At 51.0% G+C, this 23,825-nt stretch carries 16 protein-coding genes; 9 read left to right on the top strand and 7 right to left on the bottom strand.

The annotated features are described in order from the left end of the window. The first annotated feature begins 47 nt into the window (after positions 1 to 47). Positions 48 to 1,976 (top strand): FAD-dependent oxidoreductase, encoded by a 1,929-nt coding sequence (locus tag ACEPST_RS03690; protein WP_204121769.1) that lies wholly within the window; start codon positions 48 to 50, stop codon positions 1,974 to 1,976. Between the two features lie 66 nt (positions 1,977 to 2,042). Here ACEPST_RS03690 and ACEPST_RS03685 read toward each other — a convergent pair whose 3' ends face one another. The 6 genes from ACEPST_RS03685 to ACEPST_RS03660 form a co-directional block, all read right to left on the bottom strand. Further along, positions 2,043 to 3,272 carry an MFS transporter gene (locus ACEPST_RS03685; RefSeq protein WP_204121768.1) on the bottom strand — a complete coding sequence of 410 codons (1,230 nt, stop codon included), beginning with the start codon at positions 3,270 to 3,272 and terminating at the stop codon, positions 2,043 to 2,045. Between the two features lie 525 nt (positions 3,273 to 3,797). Further along, positions 3,798 to 4,745 carry a Dyp-type peroxidase gene (locus ACEPST_RS03680; protein WP_395390510.1) on the bottom strand — a complete coding sequence of 316 codons (948 nt, stop codon included), beginning with the start codon at positions 4,743 to 4,745 and terminating at the stop codon, positions 3,798 to 3,800. 152 nt (positions 4,746 to 4,897) lie between these two features. Continuing rightward, positions 4,898 to 6,064 (bottom strand): MalY/PatB family protein, encoded by a 1,167-nt coding sequence (locus ACEPST_RS03675; RefSeq protein WP_204121766.1) that lies wholly within the window; start codon positions 6,062 to 6,064, stop codon positions 4,898 to 4,900. Next, entirely contained in the window at positions 6,061 to 6,921 is an 861-nt protein-coding gene (locus ACEPST_RS03670) for a DUF3737 family protein (RefSeq protein WP_204121765.1), read from the bottom strand. Before ACEPST_RS03670 ends, ACEPST_RS03675 begins: the two co-directional genes overlap by 4 nt. 121 nt (positions 6,922 to 7,042) lie before the next feature. Then, positions 7,043 to 9,109, bottom strand: coding sequence for a hypothetical protein (locus tag ACEPST_RS03665; protein WP_395390509.1), 2,067 nt, complete (start codon positions 9,107 to 9,109; stop codon positions 7,043 to 7,045). After that, on the bottom strand, positions 9,106 to 10,158 hold the full coding sequence (locus ACEPST_RS03660; protein ID WP_204121763.1) for a glycosyltransferase family 2 protein: 1,053 nt from the start codon (positions 10,156 to 10,158) through the stop codon (positions 9,106 to 9,108). The genes ACEPST_RS03665 and ACEPST_RS03660 overlap by 4 nt, the downstream gene beginning before the upstream one ends. 210 nt (positions 10,159 to 10,368) lie before the next feature. Between ACEPST_RS03660 and ACEPST_RS03655 the strand changes: the two genes are divergently transcribed. Beyond that, the gene (locus ACEPST_RS03655; RefSeq protein ID WP_204121762.1) at positions 10,369 to 11,103 is read left to right on the top strand and encodes an SDR family NAD(P)-dependent oxidoreductase; all 735 of its coding nucleotides are present in this window, start codon (positions 10,369 to 10,371) and stop codon (positions 11,101 to 11,103) included. 82 nt (positions 11,104 to 11,185) lie between these two features. On the opposite strand, the gene purH is transcribed toward ACEPST_RS03655, so the two are convergent. After that, entirely contained in the window at positions 11,186 to 12,715 is a 1,530-nt protein-coding gene (purH, locus tag ACEPST_RS03650; RefSeq protein WP_395390508.1) for a bifunctional phosphoribosylaminoimidazolecarboxamide formyltransferase/IMP cyclohydrolase, read from the bottom strand. A 490-nt stretch (positions 12,716 to 13,205) separates the two neighbouring features. On the opposite strand from purH, the gene ACEPST_RS03645 reads away from it, so the two are divergent. From ACEPST_RS03645 to ACEPST_RS03615, 7 genes are all read left to right on the top strand, one after another. Next, the gene (locus ACEPST_RS03645) at positions 13,206 to 14,573 is read left to right on the top strand and encodes a GH25 family lysozyme (RefSeq protein WP_204121760.1); all 1,368 of its coding nucleotides are present in this window, start codon (positions 13,206 to 13,208) and stop codon (positions 14,571 to 14,573) included. Positions 14,574 to 14,592: 19 nt separating this feature from the next. Next, positions 14,593 to 15,237, top strand: coding sequence for a hypothetical protein (locus ACEPST_RS03640; RefSeq protein ID WP_204121759.1), 645 nt, complete (start codon positions 14,593 to 14,595; stop codon positions 15,235 to 15,237). 719 nt (positions 15,238 to 15,956) lie between these two features. Further along, positions 15,957 to 17,126: an AI-2E family transporter gene (locus ACEPST_RS03635; protein WP_204121758.1), complete on the top strand. Its 1,170-nt coding sequence runs from the start codon at positions 15,957 to 15,959 to the stop codon at positions 17,124 to 17,126. Positions 17,127 to 17,306: 180 nt separating this feature from the next. Beyond that, complete coding sequence (locus tag ACEPST_RS03630) at positions 17,307 to 18,758, top strand: ABC transporter permease (RefSeq protein ID WP_204121757.1); 1,452 nt, start codon at positions 17,307 to 17,309, stop codon at positions 18,756 to 18,758. 12 nt (positions 18,759 to 18,770) lie between these two features. Further along, a complete protein-coding gene (locus ACEPST_RS03625; RefSeq protein WP_204121756.1) occupies positions 18,771 to 19,430 on the top strand; it encodes an ATP-binding cassette domain-containing protein in 660 nt (219 codons plus the stop codon). Positions 19,431 to 20,020: 590 nt separating this feature from the next. Next, on the top strand, positions 20,021 to 21,415 hold the full coding sequence (locus ACEPST_RS03620) for an FAD-binding oxidoreductase (RefSeq protein WP_204121755.1): 1,395 nt from the start codon (positions 20,021 to 20,023) through the stop codon (positions 21,413 to 21,415). 583 nt (positions 21,416 to 21,998) lie between these two features. Beyond that, a complete protein-coding gene (locus ACEPST_RS03615) occupies positions 21,999 to 23,636 on the top strand; it encodes an alpha-glucosidase (RefSeq protein WP_204121754.1) in 1,638 nt (545 codons plus the stop codon). Positions 23,637 to 23,825 lie beyond the last annotated feature (189 nt).

The raw sequence follows: 23,825 nt of genomic DNA, 5'->3' as shown, positions 1-23,825 counted from the left end.
ACAATGAAAGCGTATTCAAATAAGCGATTGATAAGGAGATCTGACTGATGAAAAGTAGCCATTATCCAAAATTATTTACAAAAGGCAAAATTGGTAATGTCGTTATCAAAAATAGAATTGTGCGTAACTCAATGGGGACTTACTTAGGAAATCCTAATGGGACAGTCACGGATAGACAAATTAAAGCCTATGCCGAAGCAGCAGATGGGGGTGCTGGGTTAATTTTCATGGATAATGCGACACCAGTTCCAATGACATCCTGTGGTTTGCGAGCAGATAAAGACGAATTTATTGCTGGGCTATCATTGTTGGCGGATGCCTTGAAAGAACATGGTGCTGTGCCTGCCATGCAACTGGCCCACCCAGGCCGGGATGCAGGTTTCGTAGGAAGTGCAGATGTGATTGGGGCTTCACCAATCACTTACGAACCCTGGTATCAAGCTGGAGCAAAATTACCACGGGCTTTGAGTGTTGATGAAATTCATGATTTGGTACATAAGTTTGGTGATGCTGCATTGCGATGCAAGCGTGCGGGATTTGAAGTCCTCGAGATTCATGGGGCAGCGGGTTGTATTCCAACAAATTTTTTGTCGCCACACGATAATCAACGAACAGACATGTATGGTGGCTCACTTGAAAATCGGATGCGTCTTTTGCTAGAGATTATTAGAGATGTTAAACAAAAGTGTGGCTCTGATTTTCCGGTTGGCGTGAAATTGTCAACGGACGATTGGGAGCCAGATGGCATTCGATTGTCAGAAACAATTAAGGTTTGCCAGGCGCTTGAACGGGAAGGGGTTTCCCATTTGAATTTGATGGGTGGCACCCACGCTACGGCTTCAATGGAAATGTTAAAACCTAATGCCTTCAATGCAGGAGATACACAGAAAATTAAGGAAGCCGTTCACATTCCCGTATTTGCGGGTCATAATGTTTTTACGCCAGAGATTGCTGAGCAGCTTTTAGAGGAAAATGCCGGAGATTTTGTTGCTTTGGGTCGAGCATTCTTAGCAGATCCTGCATGGGCAAAAAAGGCTCAGAGAAATCAGGCACAAGATATTAATCCTTGTATCAATTGTCTAATTGGCTGTATGGATCGCGGCTTGTTGGCAAATACGCCGATTCATTGTACGGTTAATCCAACACTTTATAAATATGAATCAAATCCTTATGAACCAGCAAGCGTTAGCAAAAATATTGCAGTGATTGGTGCTGGGCCTGCTGGATGTGAAGCTGCCTTGGTCGCGGCAAGTCGTGGTCATCAGGTCACACTCTATGAGCGACGTTCATTTGGTGGAGCCATGGTTGAAGCCGCGGCACCAGAGAGCAAAGCCAATATTCGTAGACTTACAACTTACTATGAAGAGCATGTGACGCGGAGTAAAAATATTAAATTAGAAAAGAAAACAGCAACTTATGCGGATTTAGTGAATCAAGGTTATCAAGCTGTGATTGTTGCAGTAGGGGGTGCCGAACGTAAACTTGACGTACCAGGAATTAATCAAGATAAAGTGATTTCCGCAATGGATTACTTAGGTGGTCGTCAGGATGTACCTGGGGATGATGTTGTCGTTATTGGTGGCGGTGTGACGGGAGCCGAAACAGCTTTGGAATTGAAAGCTGCTGGTAAACAAGTCACAATTGTTGAAATGATGGATGAGTTTTTAGCAAGTCCCGCACAGTCCTCCCTAGTTTATAAAATTGCAATCAAACAAGCACAAGTCAAAGTACTGACAGGTCTGAGATTGCAAGAAGTAACGACCAAGGGGGTTAAATTAGTGGATCGGTTTGGCAATGTAACGACTTTGCCAGCGACGGCGGTTGTGACGGCAGCTGGTTTCGTCCCACAAACTTCATTGGCAGATAAACTTGAAGAACAAACGGATATGGATATTTATAATATTGGGGACTCCGAACGTGTTCGTCAGATTTACGATGCAGTTCATGAAGGTTTTGTTGTAGCTCGGCAATTATAAACATAGTGAAAAGAGAAAACGGACACGACATTAGAAAATTGTCGTGTCCGTTTAATTTATTTTAACTTAAGCTGTTTTAACTCGTGCCTTACGAATCTCTGGGACTAACCACCAGATTAATGCGAGGTTGACCAGCATTAACAAGGCCGTGGAGAAGAAGACCGCGTTGTAGTCGAAGACCCCGGCAATCCAGCCACCGAGGAGCGAGCCCATCATATTGCCGATAGCTTGGAAGGATTGGTTCCAGCTGAAGACGGTGGAGGTCAATTCGACCGGCGAGTTTTTCGTCAGGAGGGTTTGAATTTCTGGGAACAGGGCCCCGTCGGAAATACCGATCATGAACCGTAAAATCCCGAGCATCCAGACGCTGGTGACGAATCCTTGTGGGAGGTACATGAGAAAGGCAAACACGTAACCGAAGATCAAGACCTTACCAGAGCCGTGCTCATCCCCGTAACGTCCGAGGCGCGGGGAAGCAAAGATGTTTGAAATCCCTGGTAAAGCCGCGATGATTCCGGCGACCACGGTGATTGGGCCGACGTTGTGCATTAACTCTTTCACGTACAAACTAATGATTGGTGAAATTGAAATGTTCCCGAATTGAACAATCATGGTTGAAGATAACAGGACCAAAATTAATTTGGGATTGGGGAAGGCGGCCAATGGATTGTGGCTCTTAGGCGCATCCGGCTGCTTGGTGACGGGCTTGAATTTTTCTTCAACCATCACCCAACTCATGATGAACGTGATGAACAACAGGGCGGCCGTGATGAAGAAGGTCAGCCGAATCGAGAAGACTTGCGCCAGTATCCCACCGATGACGGGTCCCAGCAACATCCCGCTGGTCACCCCGGTCATCAAGGTGCTGAGTGACGCCCCACTGTGTTTCCGCGGGGTTTGCGAGGCGACTAAGGCCTGCGCGTTGGAAATGAATCCGGCGAAGACCCCTTGTAAAGCTCGCAAGGCCACTAACTGCCAAACGCTGGTGGCAAAACCCATCAGTGCCATGGCGCCGGCCGTTCCAAGTGAGGCCCGCATCAGCATTAATTTTCGACCCTTCCGATCGGCGACCATGCCCCAAAGTGGGGAAGCAATCGCACTCACGAAGAAGTCCGCGGCGTAGACCAAACCACTATACATGGTCACCTGTGATTTGGTGTAATCGCCTAAACTACTAATATATAACGATAAAAATGGCATGATTTCACTAAAAGCCATGCCGGCAACGAACGTACAGAACCAGAGAACCCGCAAATTCCGCCGCCATGGGCCGGATTCTCTTTCAGACTCGTCCAAAATAGTTCAACTCCCTATTGATTGAATTGATTGGTGAGATTACCCAAAGTAACGCAAACCAATCGTGAATTATCCGTAATGGTAACTCTACTAAGATACGCCCATAATGCCGGAACGTCAACGTTAGCGACTTGATTGTATGCGCTCGCAATTGGTTTGAAATAAGGGATTACGGCAATTGAAAAGTTTCGATTTGGGTCCGTTAACGGGGTGAAAGAAAACAGTCCGCCATCCACGTGAGGGAAAAACACGTGAATGGCGACCTGTTTGGGGTTCTGAGAAATAGGATCAAGTTAGTAAAGAGTTAGCGCGGCTACACGGGGTTAAACTGGCGTCAGCCGTGAGGGAGAAGAAAATAGCTTCAGCTGGGGGATTTTATGAGTGGGTTGCTCATAAAATGGTGACTTTGAAACGCGGTTTTAAGCGGTTCAAAGCAAGGACGAAGACCGTATTTTGGCTTCGGCCGTCCTGCCCCCAGCGTTCCAAGCTATTTTCTTCTCCCGGTAAGGCGAATCAGAGGCTAGTTTAAGCCCCGTAGTTGCCGTCCGCGATGGCTTCGAGGAGGCGACGGGATGGGATAAAGAATGCCGCTCCCGTAATCGGCGTGCTAAAGTCTAACAACCGGTCACTCTGACTGAACATGTTATTCAACATCCGTTGGGTCACAGTAAAGTGACGGGCATAGCCGATGAAGTAGGTGCCGACGATGCCTTGACCCGGTAGCGCATAGGGCACGTTCATCCGCACAATTTTGTGTTCGATGCCGCCCTCGTTGTCTTGCGAGGCAATGTTGTGCGCGTTAGGAAGTTTTTCGTCGTCCTCAAGTTCGCGGTCGCTAAATTTATGCCGACCGATGGATTTTTCTTGGCCCTCAGTCTTCAAGGCGTTCCAGGCATCCATGTTATGCTCGTATTTTTGAGCGAAGGCGTAGGACCCGTTAATAAATTCGGGGTCTTCGTCGCCAATCAACGCGTACTGGGTGGCGTCTGGGCCGGCTGGATTTTCGGTGCCATCGATAAAGCCGATGATGGCACGGCCTTCGAAGTAGCGGAAGCCAGGAGTCTCATCCACGACAGTCGTCCAGTCGCGCAGAAATTCGCGGGCCTGATCCATGACTTCGTAGACGACCGCTGTGTCCTTGGCACGGACGTGCATGAACAAGTCGCCAGGGGTTGCGGGCGCCGTGTATTTGGGTCCTTTGACTTCCTGAAAATCGACGAGTTCCTTGGGTACGTTGGCGTTCGGGAAGAGGTCTTTCCAAGCGCTGGCACCAAAGCCAAAGGCCACGCGGAGATTGGCATCGGGATAACGAATGTCCATGCTCCGTTCAATAGCGGCCAGGCGGTCGGCAAATTCGGCGATGGCTTCGCGGTCAGCCTCGAGGTGATCACGGTCGATGACGTAGGTGGTAAACATAATATTGTCGCCGGCGTCACGGTAAACATCTTGGGCATCAGCTGGGTTGATTGGCATAATAAGCATCCTCCTTTAAGGTCGTGAAAACGATATCAAATTCAGTATAGCACGGGTATCGTCAGGACTCACTTATTAAGTTATCAAATGATAACCTGTTGGCAAAGAAAAAACGCCCGGACGTTAGGTTAGCTAACATTCGGACGCTGAAATTATTTTTGTTCAAAGGTGTGAATGCCCTGGGCTAAGCGGTTCAAGCCATCTTGCAGGCGTTCGGCGGGGCAAGCTACGTTGATCCGCACAAAGTCGTGACCATCGCCACCGTAAACGGCACCGGCGGTAATGAACAGTCCGGTCGTTTGGCGAATGACATCGCATAACGCTTGGGTATCATGGGTCACGTCGCGGCAGTCAATCCAGACCAGGTAAGTAGCATGGCCCTTGATGACGTGCAGGTCTGGCAAGTTCTTTTCAATGAAGGCCGTGAGGGTTTGCTTGTTCGCGGTAATCGTTGCGTTTAACTCGTGGACCCATTCGGCGCCTTGCGTGTAGGCCGCAATGGTCCCAGGAATAGCGAAGGCGTTGGGTTCAGCCAGTTCTTCACTGTTGATACCACGGTCAACGCTGTCTCGCAAGAACTTATTCGGGATGATCAGCGTGGCGGCATGCAGGGCTGCCACGTTAAAGGTCTTGCTGGGAGAAACGGCGGTGATACTGTTGTTGGCAGCGGCATCGCTAACGGAGGCAAACGGGTAATAGCCGTGACCGGCATCCGTAATATCGCCGTGGATTTCGTCGGAGAAGACCGTGACGTGGTTGGCCAGGGCCAGGTCGGCTAAGCGCCGTAACTCGTCTGGTTGCCAAACCTTCCCCACAGGATTGTGGGGGTTGCAGAGAATCATCAGCGTGGTCAGTGGATCGGCTAGCTTAGCTTCAAGGTCAGCCCAATCTACCTCATAGTTGCTGTCGTGAAAGTGCAGGTCGTTGGCTAAAACGTGCCGGCCATTGTTGACGATGGAATTATAGAAGATGTTGTAGACGGGCGCCTGAACCAACACGTTGTCGCCTAGGTGACTCACGCGCCGAACGGCAGAGGAGATGGCGGGAACGACACCGGTCACGAAGCGCATCCAATCGGTGTTGGGTGCCCAGTTGTGTTCCGTGGCGTACCAGTGTTGAACGGCTTCAAAATAAGCATCGGGGACTTCTTCGTAACCGAAGATGCCGGCGTCCGCCTTGTTCTTGATGGCATCGACAATCGCCGGTGCCGTCCGAAAGTCCATATCGGCTACCCACATAGGGAGCTCGTTGTCCTTAACATCCCACTTGACGGAGTTGGTGTGCCGTCGGTCAATCATTTCTGAAAAGTCATAACTCATTGATTCAAGGCCTCCTTGGTCGTGGTAATGGTCGTTTTCTGCGGGTCAATGGCGGGATCATCAAAGATGACTTGGCCAATGGCCGGTGCTGTAATTTTACCATTAACGGGGTTCTTCACGCTATCGATGGCCGTGTTGATAGTGGCGTCGATGTCCGTGCAGTACTCAAAAGAGAGGTCGGTGTTGATCAGAGAACAGTTCTTCAGCGTCAGGTGGTCCACGTAACAGAGACCTTGATCACTTTCGAGCCAACAATTGACGAAGGTAATGTTCTTGGTGTTCCAGGCCAGGTATTCGCCGATGATGGTGGAGTCGTACACGGTCACGTTATCACAGTTCCAGAAGGCATCATGCGTGATAAACGTGGAGTTGTGGACTTCAACATTTTTACTGCCGTCAAAGGCATAGTTCCCGGTAATCTTGAGGTTATGGGCAACGACGTTCTCGCTGTTCATCCCAAAGTAATCACCGGTCGCCGTGACGTTGTCGAGCTGAACATCTTGGCACCACCAAAGGGTTTCTCCGGCGTTGGCGAAGGTCACGTCATCCAGCTTGATGTTGCTGGCATGACGGAATGTCTTGGTGGACCTAACCAGGCTGTGACGCATGGTTAGGTCGTCTGTGTACCAGATACCTGCGTGGGCGTCCGGTTGCCAGGTGGTGTGATCTAGTTGGGCGTGATGGGTGTACCACAGCGGATATTTCCACTTGAAAATAGTGTGGTCGATGGCCACGTTTTGACTGTGCTTTAATGGTGATTCACCATCAACGAAGGTGCTATTTGTAATGTGGAGGTCGTGTCCTTGAAAGAGGGCCCGTTCTCCCGTTAAGGTTTGTTGATTAATTTCTGTTGTCAATTGTTGTTTCGACTCCTTTTTTACCGATGAGGGACTAGAATTCGGGGTCAGTCTGCGACCCTATGAAGATTATTCTAGTACCTTCGAGTGGCCTTAAGGCAAGTGATTTTAACAAAAAAGTTTAAATCCGCCGGCGATACCAGTAGAAACGGTCGATGACTAAGAGTCCGCTCAACCACATGGCGCCAAAGAGGAGCCAGAATTTTCCGTTAGAGAGCACGGGAGCCACACTTTGTTGGGTCACGGCGAACCGCAAATACTGGTCAGGATGGGTCGTGAGCGCTTGTGGTAGGAGTCGGTACGTGGCTGGGGCCGTGGTCAGCGTGATGTCTTTAGGACTGCGATTGGTGACGGTCAGGCGGTAACGACCTGCGGGTTGAAGGGGCAGCGCTTGGTTGAGCCGGAGGTGGCGGCCATGAGACTGCCAGACTGTTTTGCCTGAGACGTTCTTCAAAGCTAGCCGTCCAGTCAGTCGTTCGCCATTGTTGACCGTAATCTGGTCAAAGGGTAGCGTCGCCGTGAAGGGCTGGGTCAGCGAACGATTTGATTTGAGCGTTAGCTGATGATTTTGGAAGTATTGGCCCTCGTTTTGGCTGACAACGCTGACCGGGTCGCTGTTAGAGCGGACCATCAGGTTGGTATTTTGCCAAGCAGCGAAGCCCAGCAACGTAGTGAAGGCCAGGGCCATCCCCAAAGGCAGCCAACGTGAACGCTGTGAATAGCGCAAAATATTGAGGGGTTGACGATAACCCGCGGCCGTGCCCGCAATCAATAGGAAGAGAACCGGGAGCGCATAGCGTTCTTCCGTTTCCCAGAAGATGACGTGAAAACAGATCAAGCCCATGAAGAAGAGACCGCCTAATAAATAAGCTGAGGTCAGATGGTAACGACGAATCTGTTGGACGCCCCAACCTAAATTGACCAAAATCAGTGCCAAATAGCTGATCTGACACCAGTTGGCGAGAAACCAGTCGCTGGTGGCGCGGTGCTGACGATACCAGTTAGGCGCGCGGTCAAAGGCGGGATTGATTTGAAAACTGTCGAAGGTCCCACTGGAAAGGAACAGGCGGGCTTTGCGAAAGAGGTGTTGGAGAATCCCTTGCCAGCCCAGGTCGTGGAGCCGGGTCGTGAGCGTTTGGCTAGCCAGTTTTTGCTTGGCCGTCTTGGTTGGTTGTTGGCGAATGGCATTGACGTCTGCCCGTTTATATTGGCCGTAGGTGTGCGGATTCCAACTCATTGCCACCCAACTCGTTGCTGGCAGTGATTGATTGGCGTCAACGGTATAGCCGTTTGCTTTTTGCCATTTGGTGGTGAGACCACCACCGACAACTAGCGTGGCTAGGAGAACTAGCGTCAACAAACAACGGGTAAAGCTTTGGTGCGGGGATTGGTTAGGACGTAACCAGATGGCCACGAGGACCGCAATCACCAGCACAATAAAGTTGGCTTTTAATAGGTAGGCCGCAACCAGTAAGCAGCTTAACAGAATGCTCCGCCAGGTAATCTGTTCCCAGCTCTGCGCCCGTTGTAAATGACGAAAGGCCGCAATGGCTAGGAGCCCTAGTGGGAGGACGTAGGTATCGCTATACGTATTTAGTGCGTAGGCGTAGAGCGGTACCGTGGTCATGATGATGAGCAAAAATAGATTGGCGCGCGCTGGATTGTGGCGCCGTAACTGCCGCCAGATGGCCAGGAGACCGGCATCCAGCCAGGCAAATTGGATAATATTTAGCCAGACACCAGAATAACTCCCGGTTAGAAGGTGGCCCACCCGCATGATGCCACTGAGGAGTAACGTAAAGGTCACGTTATTCGGGTACACGTAGAAGTAGGATGACCAGTCCCAATGACCATTTAAGAGATTTAGGGCCTGTTGATGGACAAAGTACAAGTCGGCACGGGGAGCCGCCACCCAGGTGGTTGCGACCCATAGCTGAATCACTAAGAAGGCCAGCCAGAGGCCCCCACTCAGCCACTTGCCCGTTCGCGGTTTAATGCGGTGTAGGTAGCGAAAGAGCAGGCCGACACCGCCTAAGTACAGGGCACTAGCCATCAACAAAGCCAGTGGCTTGAGCCAATCGTGGTCCACCCGAATCGTGACGGGCCAGAGGGCCAATAGAAAAGTTAATAAAAGCAGGCAGCTGATTAGGCCGCCCAGGGTTACGGTGAGATAATGACGGATTTTCATGAGCGTTCTCCTGATTTAGTTCTGAGTTGACTTAAGTGTAACGTAACGGCCGCAGAATTGCTCGGTTCCCGGTAAGCCGCTGTAAAACTCGGGGTATAGGTGTCCGTTTGGATGATGAACCGTGGCCGGTGCTTGACCTCCGTGAAGGTTCGACCTACGTATTCACCAATGATACTGATGGCAACCAGTTGAAAGCCACCTAGGAACCAAAGTGAAGCCATAATGGAGCTCCAACCGGTAACCACGGTTCCCCGGAAGTGCTGGATGAGGATCCAAAGAATCATGAGGAGGGCGCCGCCACAGATCGTTAGTCCGGCGACCAGTAACGCCCGAATCGGGGCGACTGAGAAGGAAAGAATGCCATCTAAGGCGAAACGCAACATTTTTCGCAGCGGGTACTTGGAGACTCCCGCCTGGCGGGGTTGCCGCTTGTAGTAGAGCTTAGTGGCTGGAAAGCCTAACTGGGGAATGATGCCGCGAATGAACGGCCGGGTCTCGTGGCAACGCATGAGGGCAACCAGAACGGGATGAGTCAGCAGGCGGAAGTCAGAATGATTGGGAATCAGATTAACACCGAGTTTACCCATGACCCAGTAAAAGCCGTTGGCAGTCGTCCGTTTGAACCAGGAATCTGTGGACCGGTCGTTACGGACACCGTAAACCACGTCGTATCCGGCATGGGCCTGCGTCACCATGGCGGGGATGAGCGTGGGGTCATCCTGGAGGTCGGCATCAATGGTAATGACATAGTCGGCTTGTCGGGCGGCGGTTTCCATGCCGGCCATGAGGGCCGCCTCTTGCCCATAGTTGCGACTGAGTTTCAGTCCGGTGAAATGGGAATTTTGGGTGCGCAAGTGTTCAATCAGTTGCCAGGTCCGGTCCTGACTACCGTCATCGACAAATAAAATGCGGCTGTCTGCGGTTACCAGACGGTCATGAATCAATTGGGTCAAAATATCTGCGAGAATGGGTGCCGTGGTTGGTAAAACGGGTTCTTCGTTATAACATGGGACCACTATAGCCAGTCGTGGCAGTTGCTTCAATGTCATTTTAAATCGTCTCCCCCGAAAAATCTAAGCGTGTAATCCCCTACGTGTCCCAATGATAAGCTAAGCACAGTGTTTTGGGGTGTCAGGGACTTAGAATTGGGTGATTTTTAAGGGTGATTAACTTTGCGTGTTGCATTTGATTAGCGGCCGATAAGTAAATCCGGTATAATTGTTATTGTACATAAAATCACAAAATGGAGGTTTTCCAAGATGGGTAAATTAGATGGCAAGGTTGCAATCATTACAGGTGCCGCTCAAGGAATGGGAGCCGCACACGCGAAGCTATTTGTTAGTGAAGGGGCCAAGGTCGTTATTACTGACATTAAAGAAGCTGAAGGTGAAGCACTGGCTAAGTCACTCGGCGAGAATACCCTCTTCATCAAGCACAATGTGGCGAGCGCTGCCGACTGGGATAACGTGGTTGCCCAGACCAAAGCGAAGTTCGGCCGCATTGATATCTTAGTGAATAACGCCGGCATTACTTTTGCGAAGCGCCTGCAAGACATCAGCGAAGATGACTACCTGAAGATTTTCCAGATCAACCAATTGGGTACTTTCTTGGGCCTGAAGGCTGTTGCCAAGGAAATGGTGGCACAACATTCTGGCTCCATTGTGAATATTTCATCGCTGAATGGATTAGTCGGTGGTGCCGTGGGTTACACGGACACGAAGTTTGCCGTCCGGGGGATGACCAAGGCGGCCGCCCTGGAATTGGCCCCATCTGGCGTCCGGGTCAACTCCGTCCATCCAGGGGTCATTGAAACGCCAATGATTTCGCAACCCGGAACGGAAGAAGCCGTTAAGCAATTTGCTAAGGCCATCCCGCTACGTCGAATCGCTAAGCCAGAAGAAGTTTCTAAGTTAGTACTGTTTGTGGCTTCAGACGATGCTAGTTACGCAACGGGCTCTGAGTTCGTTGTCGACGGCGGGATGTCTGCGCAATAATTAAAATTCAAATATTCTGGTCACAAAAGGCCGTCGCGTAACCTTTAATTGGGTCGCGACGGCCTTTTCTTGTGGCGTCAATTTAGTGGCGGAAGTGGCGGTTGCCCGTGAAGACTAGGGCGATACCGAGCTTGTCTGCCATGGCAATGGAATCTTGGTCACGGATACTCCCACCGGGTTCGGCAATGACCGTGATGCCGTGTTGCGCAGCATATTCAACGCAGTCTTCCATGGGGAAGAAAGCATCGGAGACCAAAACGGCTTGGTCGTAGTTAGGTTTCACTTCGGCTTTACCGACCGCAATATTTACCGCATCGATTCGGTTCATTTGGCCGGGACCGACGCCTAAGGTTTGATCAGCTGTATTGATCAGGATGGCGTTACTCTTGACGAACTTGATGGCCTTAAGACCAAAGGTAATGGCAGCCAATTGATCAGCGGTTGGCTGTGCATGGCTGACGACTTGGAATTTGGCTGGGTCATCGTAAACGTTGTCGCGTTCTTGACGTAAAAGTCCGCCACGGACACTGACTAGTTCATCTTCTTCTGGATCCTTGGCCGTGCTGAAATCAACCGTTAACAAGCGCAGATTTTTCTTCTTAGCCAGCACGTCGTAGGCATCGTCATCAAAGGCTGGGGCGATGATGATTTCCAAGAATAGCTTGTGCATCTTAGTCGCCGTTGCTAAATCTACGGGCCGGTTTAAGACGATGATGCCACCAAAAATAGACATGGAATCAGCTTCGTAGCACTTATCCCAGGCTGTCGAGAGATCAACGGCAGAGCCAATGCCACAAGGATTCATGTGTTTCAAGGCGACAACGGTCGGGTCGTCGAATTCGCGAATCAAGCCTAACGCAGCGTCGGCGTCCTTGATGTTGTTGAAGGACAACGGTTTCCCATGTAACTGAACGGCGGCTGCGATGGAGAAAGGAATTGGTTCACAATTTTGGTAGAAGGTCGCTGTTTGTTGTGGATTTTCCCCGTAACGCAGGGCTTGCTTGCGTTCGTAAGTCAGGGTTAAGGTATCAGGTTTTGCTTCATCCGTTAAGTAATTGGCAATTAGGGCGTCATAGTGCGCAGTGTGGTGGAATACCTTGGCTGCCAAGTGTTTGCGCAAGCGGAGGTCAACGTGTTCCTCGGCAAGGGCGTGGCCAACTTGATCGTAATCGGCAGGGTCACAAACAACCAGCACATCCGCGTAGTTCTTTGCGGCGGCCCGAATCAAAGAAGGCCCCCCAATGTCAATTTGTTCAACGGCCGCGGCTAGGGCGACACCAGGTTGGGCAATGGTTGCGGCAAAGGGGTAGAGGTTCACACAGACCAAGTCGATGGGCGTGATGTCATGATCACGCAATGTTTGCTGATGTTCGGGGTTATCCCGTTTGGCCAGAATGCCACCGAATACCAACGGATTCAGGGTCTTGACGCGGCCGTCCAACATTTCTGGAAAATGGGTGACGTCTTCAATAGGTAGAACGGGAATGCCAGCCTGGGCAAGGACGGACTGGGTGCCACCAGTTGAGACAATTTCAAAGTCATGAGCAATCAGCGTTTGCGCAAATTCAACTAATCCAGTTTTATCAGAAACACTTAACAAAGCACGGCGCATAAGGGGCCTCCTAATAGTTTTTTTGAAGTAACCCCATCATACGTGATTTCATCTGAACAATCAACAAGAATAAATTATAAATATTCGTATATTAGTCTATTAAGAATTTAGAAAGGACAGTTAACAAATATAATTTCATTAATAACGGAACAATGCTTGCTTTAATCAACAAAATTGTTTTTATCTCGTGGTCCGCCCGCCTGGTAGTTGAATAGCGCTACACAAAATGGGGGAATTCTGCATTTTATCGGGGCAAGGAACGAACCGTTATCTGTCCGGATTATCACGACTATCGTTGATTTAGCGGCCTTCCTGTAATAAATATAATCGTAAAATATGGTAACTGAACTGCAATCACCTTGTTATGGCATGCACACTTTAATCGGTTATTGTGGAAAAGGACTGTGAAACGAGGAGGTGGCGCAACGCCAAAAGGGACTCACATTGTGCGAACAGAAAATCATTTTTTAGATAGGGAAGTGTCAACAATATGTCGAGCAAACATCAATGGGCCAAGCGGCTGACACAAGCCATCGTTGCGGCGAGTGCCTTGGCCGGTATCGCGGTGGCGGGCGGCCAGACCGTTGCCCAAGCGAGCACCTTAGCCATTCCAGATATTTCTGAATGGCAAGGAAAGTTAACGGCGAGTCAAGTTGCCAATTTGAAGAGTCAGGTCTCCTTTGTCATCAACCGGCGGCAGTATGGGTCCTCGTACACAGACCTGTATGCCACCAATAACACCGCGCTTTACGTGAAGTACGGGATTCCATTTGGCGAGTACGATTACGCCAGGTTCACTAGCGCGGCGAGTGCCAAGCAGGAGGCCAAGGATTTTTATAACCGGTCGAATAAAAACGCGAAATTTTATGTTTTAGACTTTGAAGAAAATGACGTGACGTCCGGGACCACGAACGCCGCCGTTAAGGCCTGGTACGAGGAAATGAGTGCGCTGACCAATAAAAAACTCGTTTTCTATTCTTACCAATCATTTGCCACAAGTTATGCCAACACCGCTCGTCAAAATTTTGACGCCCAATGGATTGCGAACTACTCCACGACGCCGACAATTTCTTACGCGTTGTGGCAGTACACGGACCATAATTATTTATCTGCGTTGGGTGAATACACCGACAACAGCAAGGCTGTGACGTCCGTGCACCCAATTTCATGGTGGACTAATGGAATTGCGACGTCGCTGGCCAATACCGCCACGACCACGAATTATGCTTACAGTAGTTATAAAAAGGGGCAACACATCTACTTACATAATGGTGCGACCAAGTATGCTGATGGCACGGCCATTGCGGCCTCAGACCGGCAGAAATTCTATGCGATTTCTAAGGTGAAGAGTGTGACGAGTGACAAATCTAAGCAGGAACTCTACATTGATTCGCTGGGCAAATGGGTCTTGTCACAGGATGCCACGGGTTACTGGGTTGGGCAACATGGGTCGTTTAAGCTGAATCACAAACTGAATATTTATTCTGATTCGAGTTTAAAAACCAAAACTGGCGGCTATTACGTCGCTGGTGACACGGTGGCTGGTCAGGTCGTCAAGGCCCCAAGCGGTAAGTCGTATCGCATCAAGACAAAGCTGGGATACTTGTCTGCTAGCACAGCCTATTCGGATCACGCTTACTATGAATCGCTGGGATCGAGCACGAGCGTGAAGACGAAGAAGAAAGTCTATGAATACACCAAGTCTTCCTTTAAGAAGGCCAACCGGTCGACTGCCGTTAAGAAGGGAACCACGCTGAAGGTCACTGGTATCAAGAAGCGGTCGACGGGTTCACGGTACTTGGTCTTAAGTAATGGCAAATACGTGACGGCCCAAACGGCTTACGTCACCAAAAATTAGTGAAAGAAGTTGAATAGATATGCAACGAAAGACGAAAATAATCACGACCGTCACGGCAACCCTCGCATTGCTAGCGTTGGGGTCAGGAACGGCTTTACAAATTCATGCCGCCAATGATGTCAGTTCCGTGAGTCAAACGACGGCGCCAACCACGGCAACGGCGGCTGGCACTAAGCTGACGGCCAATAGCGCCAGCGGAACGAAGCAGAATTATCAAGTGGACTATTCTGCCAGCGATAACCAATCCGCGACCTATAAGAAAACGACGTACGGGAGCCCCAACACGGCAGCGAAACAAGTCGACTACGTGGGTGGCAACACGACGGGGACGACCGTTAAACTGAACAAGCAGACGACGGCGGTGGTTCAAGGTACCATGGGCCATACCTATGTTCACTGGAACAAGGGCGATTGGTCGGTCACGGCCGTCACCAGCAATGCCGATGAGAGTGGGACGCCAACGCAATTTGCCAAGCAGGTCAACCGACGAATTACCAAATCCAGCTTGCCAACCAGCGCAGACACGGGCGCCGTGACCGTCTACAGTCAGACCGATGACGACGAGGCCAATGAGGTGACTTGGCAGGATGGCAAGCAGGTGTACGCCGTCACTGGCACCACCGCCGACGCCACCGTCAAAGTCGCCCAAAACGCGGATAACTAGGGTTGGTGATTAGATAGACCTTTCCCGCGCCTTACCGGACAACGAAAATGAGCCGGAACGCGGTGGGGAGGACGTCTGGAGCCATAGAGCGGTCTCCAGACTTGCTTTGAGCCTCATAGAGCGAGTCTCAAAGCCACCATTTGAGGTGAACCCTCAGAAAATCCCACGGCTGAGCCCATTTTCGCTGCCCTCACGGCTAACACTGGCGTAACTAGCAACTGAGAGTTGCCTGTTGGGCGATTGGACTGTGACTAATAGTTAATTAGTCTGTGGTATTCATATGTGTGATAAATGGTAGTTGTCACTGACGTTAAATTAGTGATGGCTACCATTTTTATTGTGGGGCAATCTTTAAGTTAGAAGCTTGGTGATAAGCTTTTTACTGGAAAGCTACTAAGAAAATAATTTTCCGCTAGGTTAGCGATAGCCGGAGCTGGTCAGACCCGCCCCTTGTGTCGGTGGTGTTAGGCCGGTGTTTTTGTCCGGTCTTACAGCACGGGACGAGCTTGGAAACTCGCGAACTTTAGCGAGGTTTCAAGTCGAGCTGGCGGACCGATTCTTAGGCCGCCAGCGGTCCCCATAGGGGGTGGGTCTGACCAGCGGAGGCGGCAAGCGCCTAGACCCAGGGAAATTATTTTTTGCTTTCCGGTAAAAAGAGCTAGTCACCCGGGTTCGTGAGCCTTAAACTAGAGCTATGCACATTTACGGGAGGGGTCGCATTGAAAAATTTGCGTCAACCAGAATCGGGATTCTCCTGGTTCTACCAACGATTTTTAAATAATCACATTACAATTCTGCTATTAAATATCTTTCTGTTGCTCTTGGTGCTCAATGAACTCATGCAAAACGCTTGGATTCTCACGCCGGTTTGGAAGTTTATTGGGATTACCATGCCAGCGATTGTGGTCGCAGGCATTCTGTTTTACGTGTTGGATCCGTTCGTCCATTTCATGGAACGCCGACTCCACATGCGCACCGGCCTGGCGATTGCCGTGGCCATGCTCGTGACGGCGGGCATTATTGTGTTGATTTTCCTCAACCTGATTCCGTTTCTGACCAAGCAGACGACCGGTATCATTGGCGCCTTACCTCAGTTTACTAACGATGTGCTCCACAACATTAATCACCTGAACCAGGAGCATCACTGGGTGTCCAGCAGTAATTTGGCGGATATCAACGAACGCGTGTCGACCTACTTTTCTAAACGGGGGCTGAACCTGTTGACCGGAACATTGAGTTCGCTGGGCAACGTGGTGACGACCGTGAGCGACTGGGTCATCACGATTATCACGGCGCCGCTGGTTTTATTTTTCATGTTGAAGGATGGGTCACGCTTTCCCCATTACATCAGTCAGGTCGTCCCAACCGCGTACCGGAGTCGATTCATCGTTATGCTGGATCAGATGAACGTCAAAGTCAGCTCCTACGTGCGTGGGCAGTTGTTGGTCGCGCTGTGCGTGATGATTATTTTCACGACTGGGTATTCCATCATTGGCCTACGTTACGCGCTACTGATTGGTTTCTTGGCCGGACCACTGAACCTGATTCCGTATTTCGGGTCAGCCATCGCACTGGTGCCCGCCCTGATCATCGGGGTCGTGACCAGTCCGTCCATGCTATTGGGCGTGGTCATCGTTTACCTGATCGAATGGGTCCTGGAAACACAGGTCCTGTCGCCACTGATCATGGGCAACAGCCTCGCCATGCACCCGATTACGATTGTCTTCGTCCTGTTGGCTGGGGGCAAAATGTTTGGGCTACTGGGCGTTATTTTTGGGGTGCCGGGTTTCGCAGTCCTGAAAGTCCTGGCCACCACGACGTTTCAGTGGTATCAAGAATATTCGGCACTCTACCCGGATGTGTTACCGCCGGACGAGCTCGAGCCTTAACGCTTTATTAACACAGGTATCATGACAGAAAGTTTAACGAAACGGCGGTGCCTCAAGGGGTGCCGCCGTTTTTGCGTCCCCGCGGTTTTGCAAATGAAAACCGGAAACGCCGGAATTTAAGTTTCCACAAAGCCGACTTTGGCATACTCGAAAGCATGATAAGAAATGGAGGCGACCCTAATGAACTTTTTCAAACGGGCCTGGTTAAATGTGTGGGCGAAGAAGGGCCGGTCAGTCTTACTGATTCTGGTCTCGTCCGCCATCCTGATGTTTGTGTTAGCGGGCTTGCTGATTCGAAGCGCCGCGGTTAAGGCGACCGACCAAGCGAAGGCCGATGTTGGTGCGACCGTGACGTTGTCGGCGAACCGGCAGGCGGCGTTTAAGAAGATGCAAAGCAGTAGCAGTTCCACCAGCAAGAGCAGTCGGCCGAAGATGACGCTGACGCCGGTGAAGCTGAGCGATGCGACCAAGATTTCTCAGCTCAGCAACGTTAAGAGCACCAACGTGACTAGCAGTACGACCGTCAATGCCAAATCCTACGACGTGGTTTCAACCAGCACGGGGATGGGCAGCAGTAGCGGTGGTCCCGGGGGCATGAAATCCAGTGCTAGCACCGGTGACACGCAGATCGATGGGGTCACGGCCACGAGTTTGACGACGGCGTTTAGCAACAGTCAAAGTAAAATCACCAAAGGTCGCGGCATCACCGCCGCCGACAAGAATACCAACAACGTGGTCATCGAAAAGGACCTGGCGAGCCAGAATGACCTGACCGTTGGCGACACGATTACCGTCAAGGAGACCGCGGGTGATAAGGCTAAGGTCAAGCTGAAGATTGTCGGGATTTACAAGGCTAGTTCGACCAGCACCAGTGCTAGCCCCATGAGTGCCGACCCGGCCAATACGATGTACACCTCGTACACGCTGGCCAACACCTTTAAGGGCAGCAAGTACGCGAACACCGCGGATTCCGTGACTTTCAACATCAGTAACCCCGCCAAGGTCAGCAGCGTGAAGAAGGCCGGTAAACAACTGATCAATACCAGTAAGTACGCGCTGAGCACGGACGATGCCAGTTACCAAACGGTGAAGGCCTCAATGGCAAACGTGAAGAGTTTTGCCAATAAAATTGTGTGGCTGGTCGCCATTGCCGGCACGATTATTCTGGCGTTGATCGTCATCTTGATGATTCGCGAACGTCGTTTTGAAATTGGCGTTCTACTCTCTTTAGGGGAAGCACGCTGGAAGATTATGGCGCAATTCTTTACCGAGATGTTGATGGTCATTGTCGTCGCCGTGGCGATTGCAGGGGCCGGTGGTAAATTTGTCGGTGACCAACTGGGCTCACAACTCGTCTCGCAAAGCACGACCACACAGACGACCGCGACCAGTTCAACCGGACAACCCGGGGGCAGCGGTCAACCTGGTGGTACCCGTGGCGGTGCCGGGGGTCCTGGTTCAACTAACTCGACCACGAGCGCCAAGGCGGCCGATACCGACCTGGATATTAGTGTGAGTGCGGTAGACCTGGCGGAACTCGGTGGCTTTGGGTTAGCCATCACGTTCCTGTCGATCATGATTGCCTCCGGTGGCATCCTGCGACTGGAGCCGAAGAAAGTCTTAATTTCCTAAGGAGGAACGCGCATGCTGAAAACAGAAGGCCTGGGGTATTGGTACCAGGATAAAAGTGAACCGTTGTTTCAAGATATTAATCTGACGTTTGAGGTCGGCCAGTCGTACGCGATTCTAGGCCATTCCGGGACCGGGAAGACAACGTTTCTGTCATTGATTGCCGGCCTGGATAAGCCGAAAGCAGGCGATATTTTGCTGGATGACCGATCACTGAAAAAGATTGGCCTAACGACCTATCGGCGGCATGATGTGTCCATCGTGTTTCAAGCCTACAACCTGTTTACCTACATGTCCCCGTTGAACAATTTGTTAACGGCCATGGCGATTACGGAGGCGGAACATGCGGGTGATAAACATTTTGCCTTACGGACGCTAAATGACCTAGGGATCAACGAGGACCTGGCGACCCGTAACGTCCAACACCTGTCTGGAGGCCAACAACAACGCGTGGCGATTGCCCGGACGATGGCTTGCGATGCCCAGTTAGTGGTGGCCGACGAACCGACCGGGAACCTTGATGAGGACAACACCAAAGAGGTCATCGCGCAGTTTCAAAAGATTGCCCACGACCGGCAGAAATGCGTGATCATTGTGACGCATGAGCCAGACGTGGCGGCGCAATGCGACCACCAGTATCGCCTCGAAAACAAGCAATTCACCCAGCTCGCCTAAACAGGCGAACCGCGGTGCGGCACCTGCGGCGGCATAGATAGCGCTAACCGCCTACAGCTGCCAGACCTGCCGACCTATGGGGCCCGCCTGAAGCCAAAGAGCGGTCTTCAGGCTCGACTTTGAACCTCGAAGACCACGAGTTTCAAAGCTCGGCCCGTGGCGTAAGCCGACAAAGAACGTCAGCTAACGCCACCGACACAGGTCGGCAGGTCTGGCAGCTTTCGGCTAGGCTGACTAGTCGTCAGTTTAGGCGAGGATGAATTGGGTGAGGTGTCGCGCAATGGCTATGTTAAAGAGCCTTTGCAACTAGCCAGTTTGTTTCAGTAAGTAGAGAATTAATTTTCCACGAAATAGGATGTCGACGTCTAGCCATTTGGGTAGATTTCGGCATCTTTTTTAGGGAGCACGTTAGTTATTTGACGATTGTTAGGTAATTCAAGTCATTAAACCTGTACTTTTATTAATTACGTGTTAGAATGATCACTGATAATGAACCCGTGCTGGTGGCCCTTGTGGCCATTTTTTCAGTGTTATTGACGGTTGGGGCTAGCCGGCACGCGAAATTAATTCTAGTAAAGAAGGTCTTCAGTGTGACAGTTTTTAGTGCTTATTCTGATGAAGAAATTTCGACCTACCTCCAAGACCAAGTCAAGGATGGGACGATCTACACGGACGAGAAGACGTTAAAGAAACAGTCATTCAATCCCAACGCTTCTGGCGGTGAGACCGGCTTGGCACGGGCATTCGTTGAGGCTGCCAGTGTCGAGGATATTCAAGGTGTTTTGCGGACGGCACGGAAATTTCATATTGCCGTCGTTCCCCAAACCACCTTTAGCAGTACCGTGATTGGTTCCGACGGTATCGATGGCGCCATTATTATTTCGATGCGGAAAATGAATCAAATTTTGGAAATTAGTAAAGAAGATTCCGTGGCCGTTGTTCAACCCGGGGTCGTCAACGGGGACTTGGACCAAGCTGCCCGGAAACAAGGCTTGTTCTACGCGCCAGATCCTGGTTCCAAGCCATTTTCATCCGTTGGTGGGAACGTGTCGACCAACGCCGGTGGGATGAGTACCGTCCGTTTCGGTGCGACCAAGGACAACGTCTTGGGCTTGAAGGCCGTGTTGGCTGATGGCCGCGTGGTCAAGCTTGGTGGCCGGACGCTGAAGCAGGCGTTTGGCTATGACCTGACGCAACTCTTCGTGGGGTCCGAGGGGACGTTAGGGATTATCTTTGAAATTACGGTCAAATTAATGCCGATTCCGCTAGGCAAGTCCGTCATGGGCGTGGCCTTCTTCAAGGACATGAGCGCGTTGGCAGCTGGCGTCACGGCGGTTCGGATGTCAGGCGTTTACCCAACCATGTTGGAAGCGCTGGATGGCAACACGGTCAAGGCATTGGACCGGTTTGAAGGGACACACTACGCGGACAACAGCGGGTCCATGCTGATTTTCCGGTTGGACGGGAGCAGTGACGAAAGCGTGGGCGTTTTGAACGACCTGCTAGCGAAGCACGATGCCCAAAACGTTCAGGTCACCACGGACCCCGACGAACAAAAGGCCTTGGAAAAGTTGCGGCAGGACATGTTGCCAGCCGTCTTCTCCGGGAATAACCATTTGATGGAAGACATGGCGATGCCGCTGTCTAAGTTAGCACCAATGATGGACTTCCTGCAGGATCTGGGTAAGGAGCTGGGCATTAAGATCTACACGGCCGGCCATGCTGGTGATGGCAACGTGCACCCAACCTACACGTGGTCCGAAGATGAGGATGAAGTCCCAGAAGTCATCATCGAAGCCTTACGGAAGACCTTCTGGAAGACGCTGGAACTCGGTGGCACTATCTCCGGGGAACACGCCGTGGGCATGATGAAGAATCAATGGAACAACCCAGAATTAGGCGAAACAGTGGACCAATTACAACACCAAATCAAGACGCTGTTCGATCCAATGAACCTGTTGAATCCTAAGCGGAAGATTGATTAAACCTGAAAATTAATTAGCACACGAGCAGCTTCGCCATCAGCTATTCTGGTGGTGGAGCTGCTTTTGGATTTTTTGGGGGGACGTACACTGCATAAATATGCAGAAAAATTGGTCGTTGAAAAACGTAAGTAAAAAGATAACCAGGAATCATTTAGGAGTGGGCTGAACTCGTGTAAACCGCAGGGTGGGTGAAAATGAAGCGACTGTGTTAGTGACCAGAGGCGGACCAAAGTGCCCAGCTGTGTCGGTGGTCTTGGCTGAGGGGTTCACTCAGCCTAGTCCACGGGACGATCTTCAAGACCGGTTTTGGGGCTTAAAGTCGAGGTGGAAGCCCGCTACTCGGCTGGAACCGGCCCCCTAGCAGGGCACTTTGAGTTCGCCGGCGGGAACGACAGTCGGCGCTCATTTTCACCCGCCCGGAGGCGTTAACAAATGTTCAACCCGCAAAAATTAACGACTGAGCATAAAGTTTGCTAAATCAGCCGACAAATTAGATAATTATTGTTACAATTGGAGGCGAATACAATCCCCGGAATACAACAATTACAACCGGTTGCAGTTTAGCAACGAAAGGAAGACAGCAATGGCTGACGCACAGTGGTGGCAACACGCGGTCGGGTATGAGATTTACCCGAAGAGTTTCTTTGATACGAACCATGACGGTGTGGGCGACTTGCCCGGCATCCAAGCGAAAATCTCTTACTTACAATCCCTCGGCATCGACTTCGTTTGGTTGTCGGCCTTTTACCCCTCCAGTCAAGTGGACAGTGGGTATGACGTGATCGATTATCGCAACGTGGACCCGCAATACGGGACCCTTGACGACTTTATGCAGTTGGTTGCGGCGTTCCACGCAGCCGATATTAAGGTGGTTATCGACTTGGCGTTGAACCATACGTCCGATCAACATCCGTGGTTCCAAGCGGCACTGGCTGATGCCACCAGTCCCTACCACGATTACTATGTTTGGCGGTCGGCCACAGTGGATCAAGTGCCCAATAATTGGGAATCCATCTTTGGCGGGTCGGCGTGGACCTATGTGCCAGAGCTGGATTCAGCCTACCTACACACCTTTGCGGAAGCCCAACCGGATCTGAACTGGGAAAACCCAGCCGTTCGTCAGGCGATGGCCGAGACGATTCAGTGGTGGGCTGACCGTGGGGTGGATGGCTTCCGCCTCGATGGCGTGACCCACCTCAAGAAGCGTCAGGACTTTGCGAACGTTGCCCATCCGCGGACGGATTACTACCAGGACGTGACTGGAACGGATGCGTTTCTGGCTGATTTGAAGCCCGTTCTGCAACGGAATCAGCTCTTTGTGATTGGCGAAGCGGGGACCATTGACCAACAGACTGCCCAGCGTTGGCTGGACCCGGAACGGGGATTCTTTAACCTCCTTTTGGAATTTGACCACGTACATTTTTGGGAAAGAGCCGAACCTAAACTGCCGGTTGCCGCGTTGCGGGCCACGCTTTCGAAATGGCAACTGGGCTTAGAAAAGGTCGGCTGGAACGCCTTGTTCATTGAAAATCATGATTTGCCTCGTGCCGTTTCGTATTACGGGAACGCCAGCGACTATCGCCGGCGTTCCGCGAAGGCCTTGGGGCTGTGGTACCTGCTGATGAAGGGGACGCCGTTTGTCTATCAAGGGCAGGAATTGGGGTTACCGAACGCCAATTTCACCCAAATCAGCGAGTACCGCGACCTAGATAGCCGGCTGTATTACCAGCAACAGCGGGCAGCTGGTGTGCCGGAGTCGCAGGTTCTTGGTCAATTAGCCATGAAGAGTCGCGACAATGCCCGGACACCGATGCCGTGGACCCATCAGCAGTTTGGCGGCTTCTCGGACCAGCAGCCCTGGATCGATATGACGCCTGAAACAGAGCAGATAAACGTGGAACGTGAAAGTCACGATCCGCACTCCGTCTTAACGTTTTACCAGCAACTCATTCGCCTGAAAAAATCCGTTCCAGCCTTGGAACGGGGGCGGTATGAGTTGATTGATACGCGGGATGACCAACTGTTTGTTTACCGCCGAACGCTAAACGGAGACAACTGGCTGGTCGTGGTGAACATGAGCAATCAGGTTGCGACCACGCAAGAATTTGATTTAAATACCAGCGAGTTAATTTTTACGAATACGGAAGTCGATGCAGACTCCGACGACCCACAGATTCAACCGTGGGAAGCCCGACTGTATCATTTGCGGAAACTAGAATGAAATGGCGGGAGCCGAAAAACGAATCTTCGGTTCCTTTTTTATACCGTAAACTTTTTTAATAAATTGTGGTCGAATGCTTGCAATTCGGTAGCTTGTTCTTTATTATTAAATATATAGATATTTCTATGGGGTCAACCATTTTGCGTATTGCTAGTTGTGTTAACTATATCACGGGTTAGCAAAGTGAAG

The organism is Levilactobacillus sp. FUA 3915 (assembly GCF_044053135.1).
Classification (GTDB): domain Bacteria; phylum Bacillota; class Bacilli; order Lactobacillales; family Lactobacillaceae; genus Levilactobacillus; species Levilactobacillus lanxiensis.
Note: the sequence above shows the minus strand (reverse complement) of the source record. Positions and strands in the feature narration are given on the sequence as shown.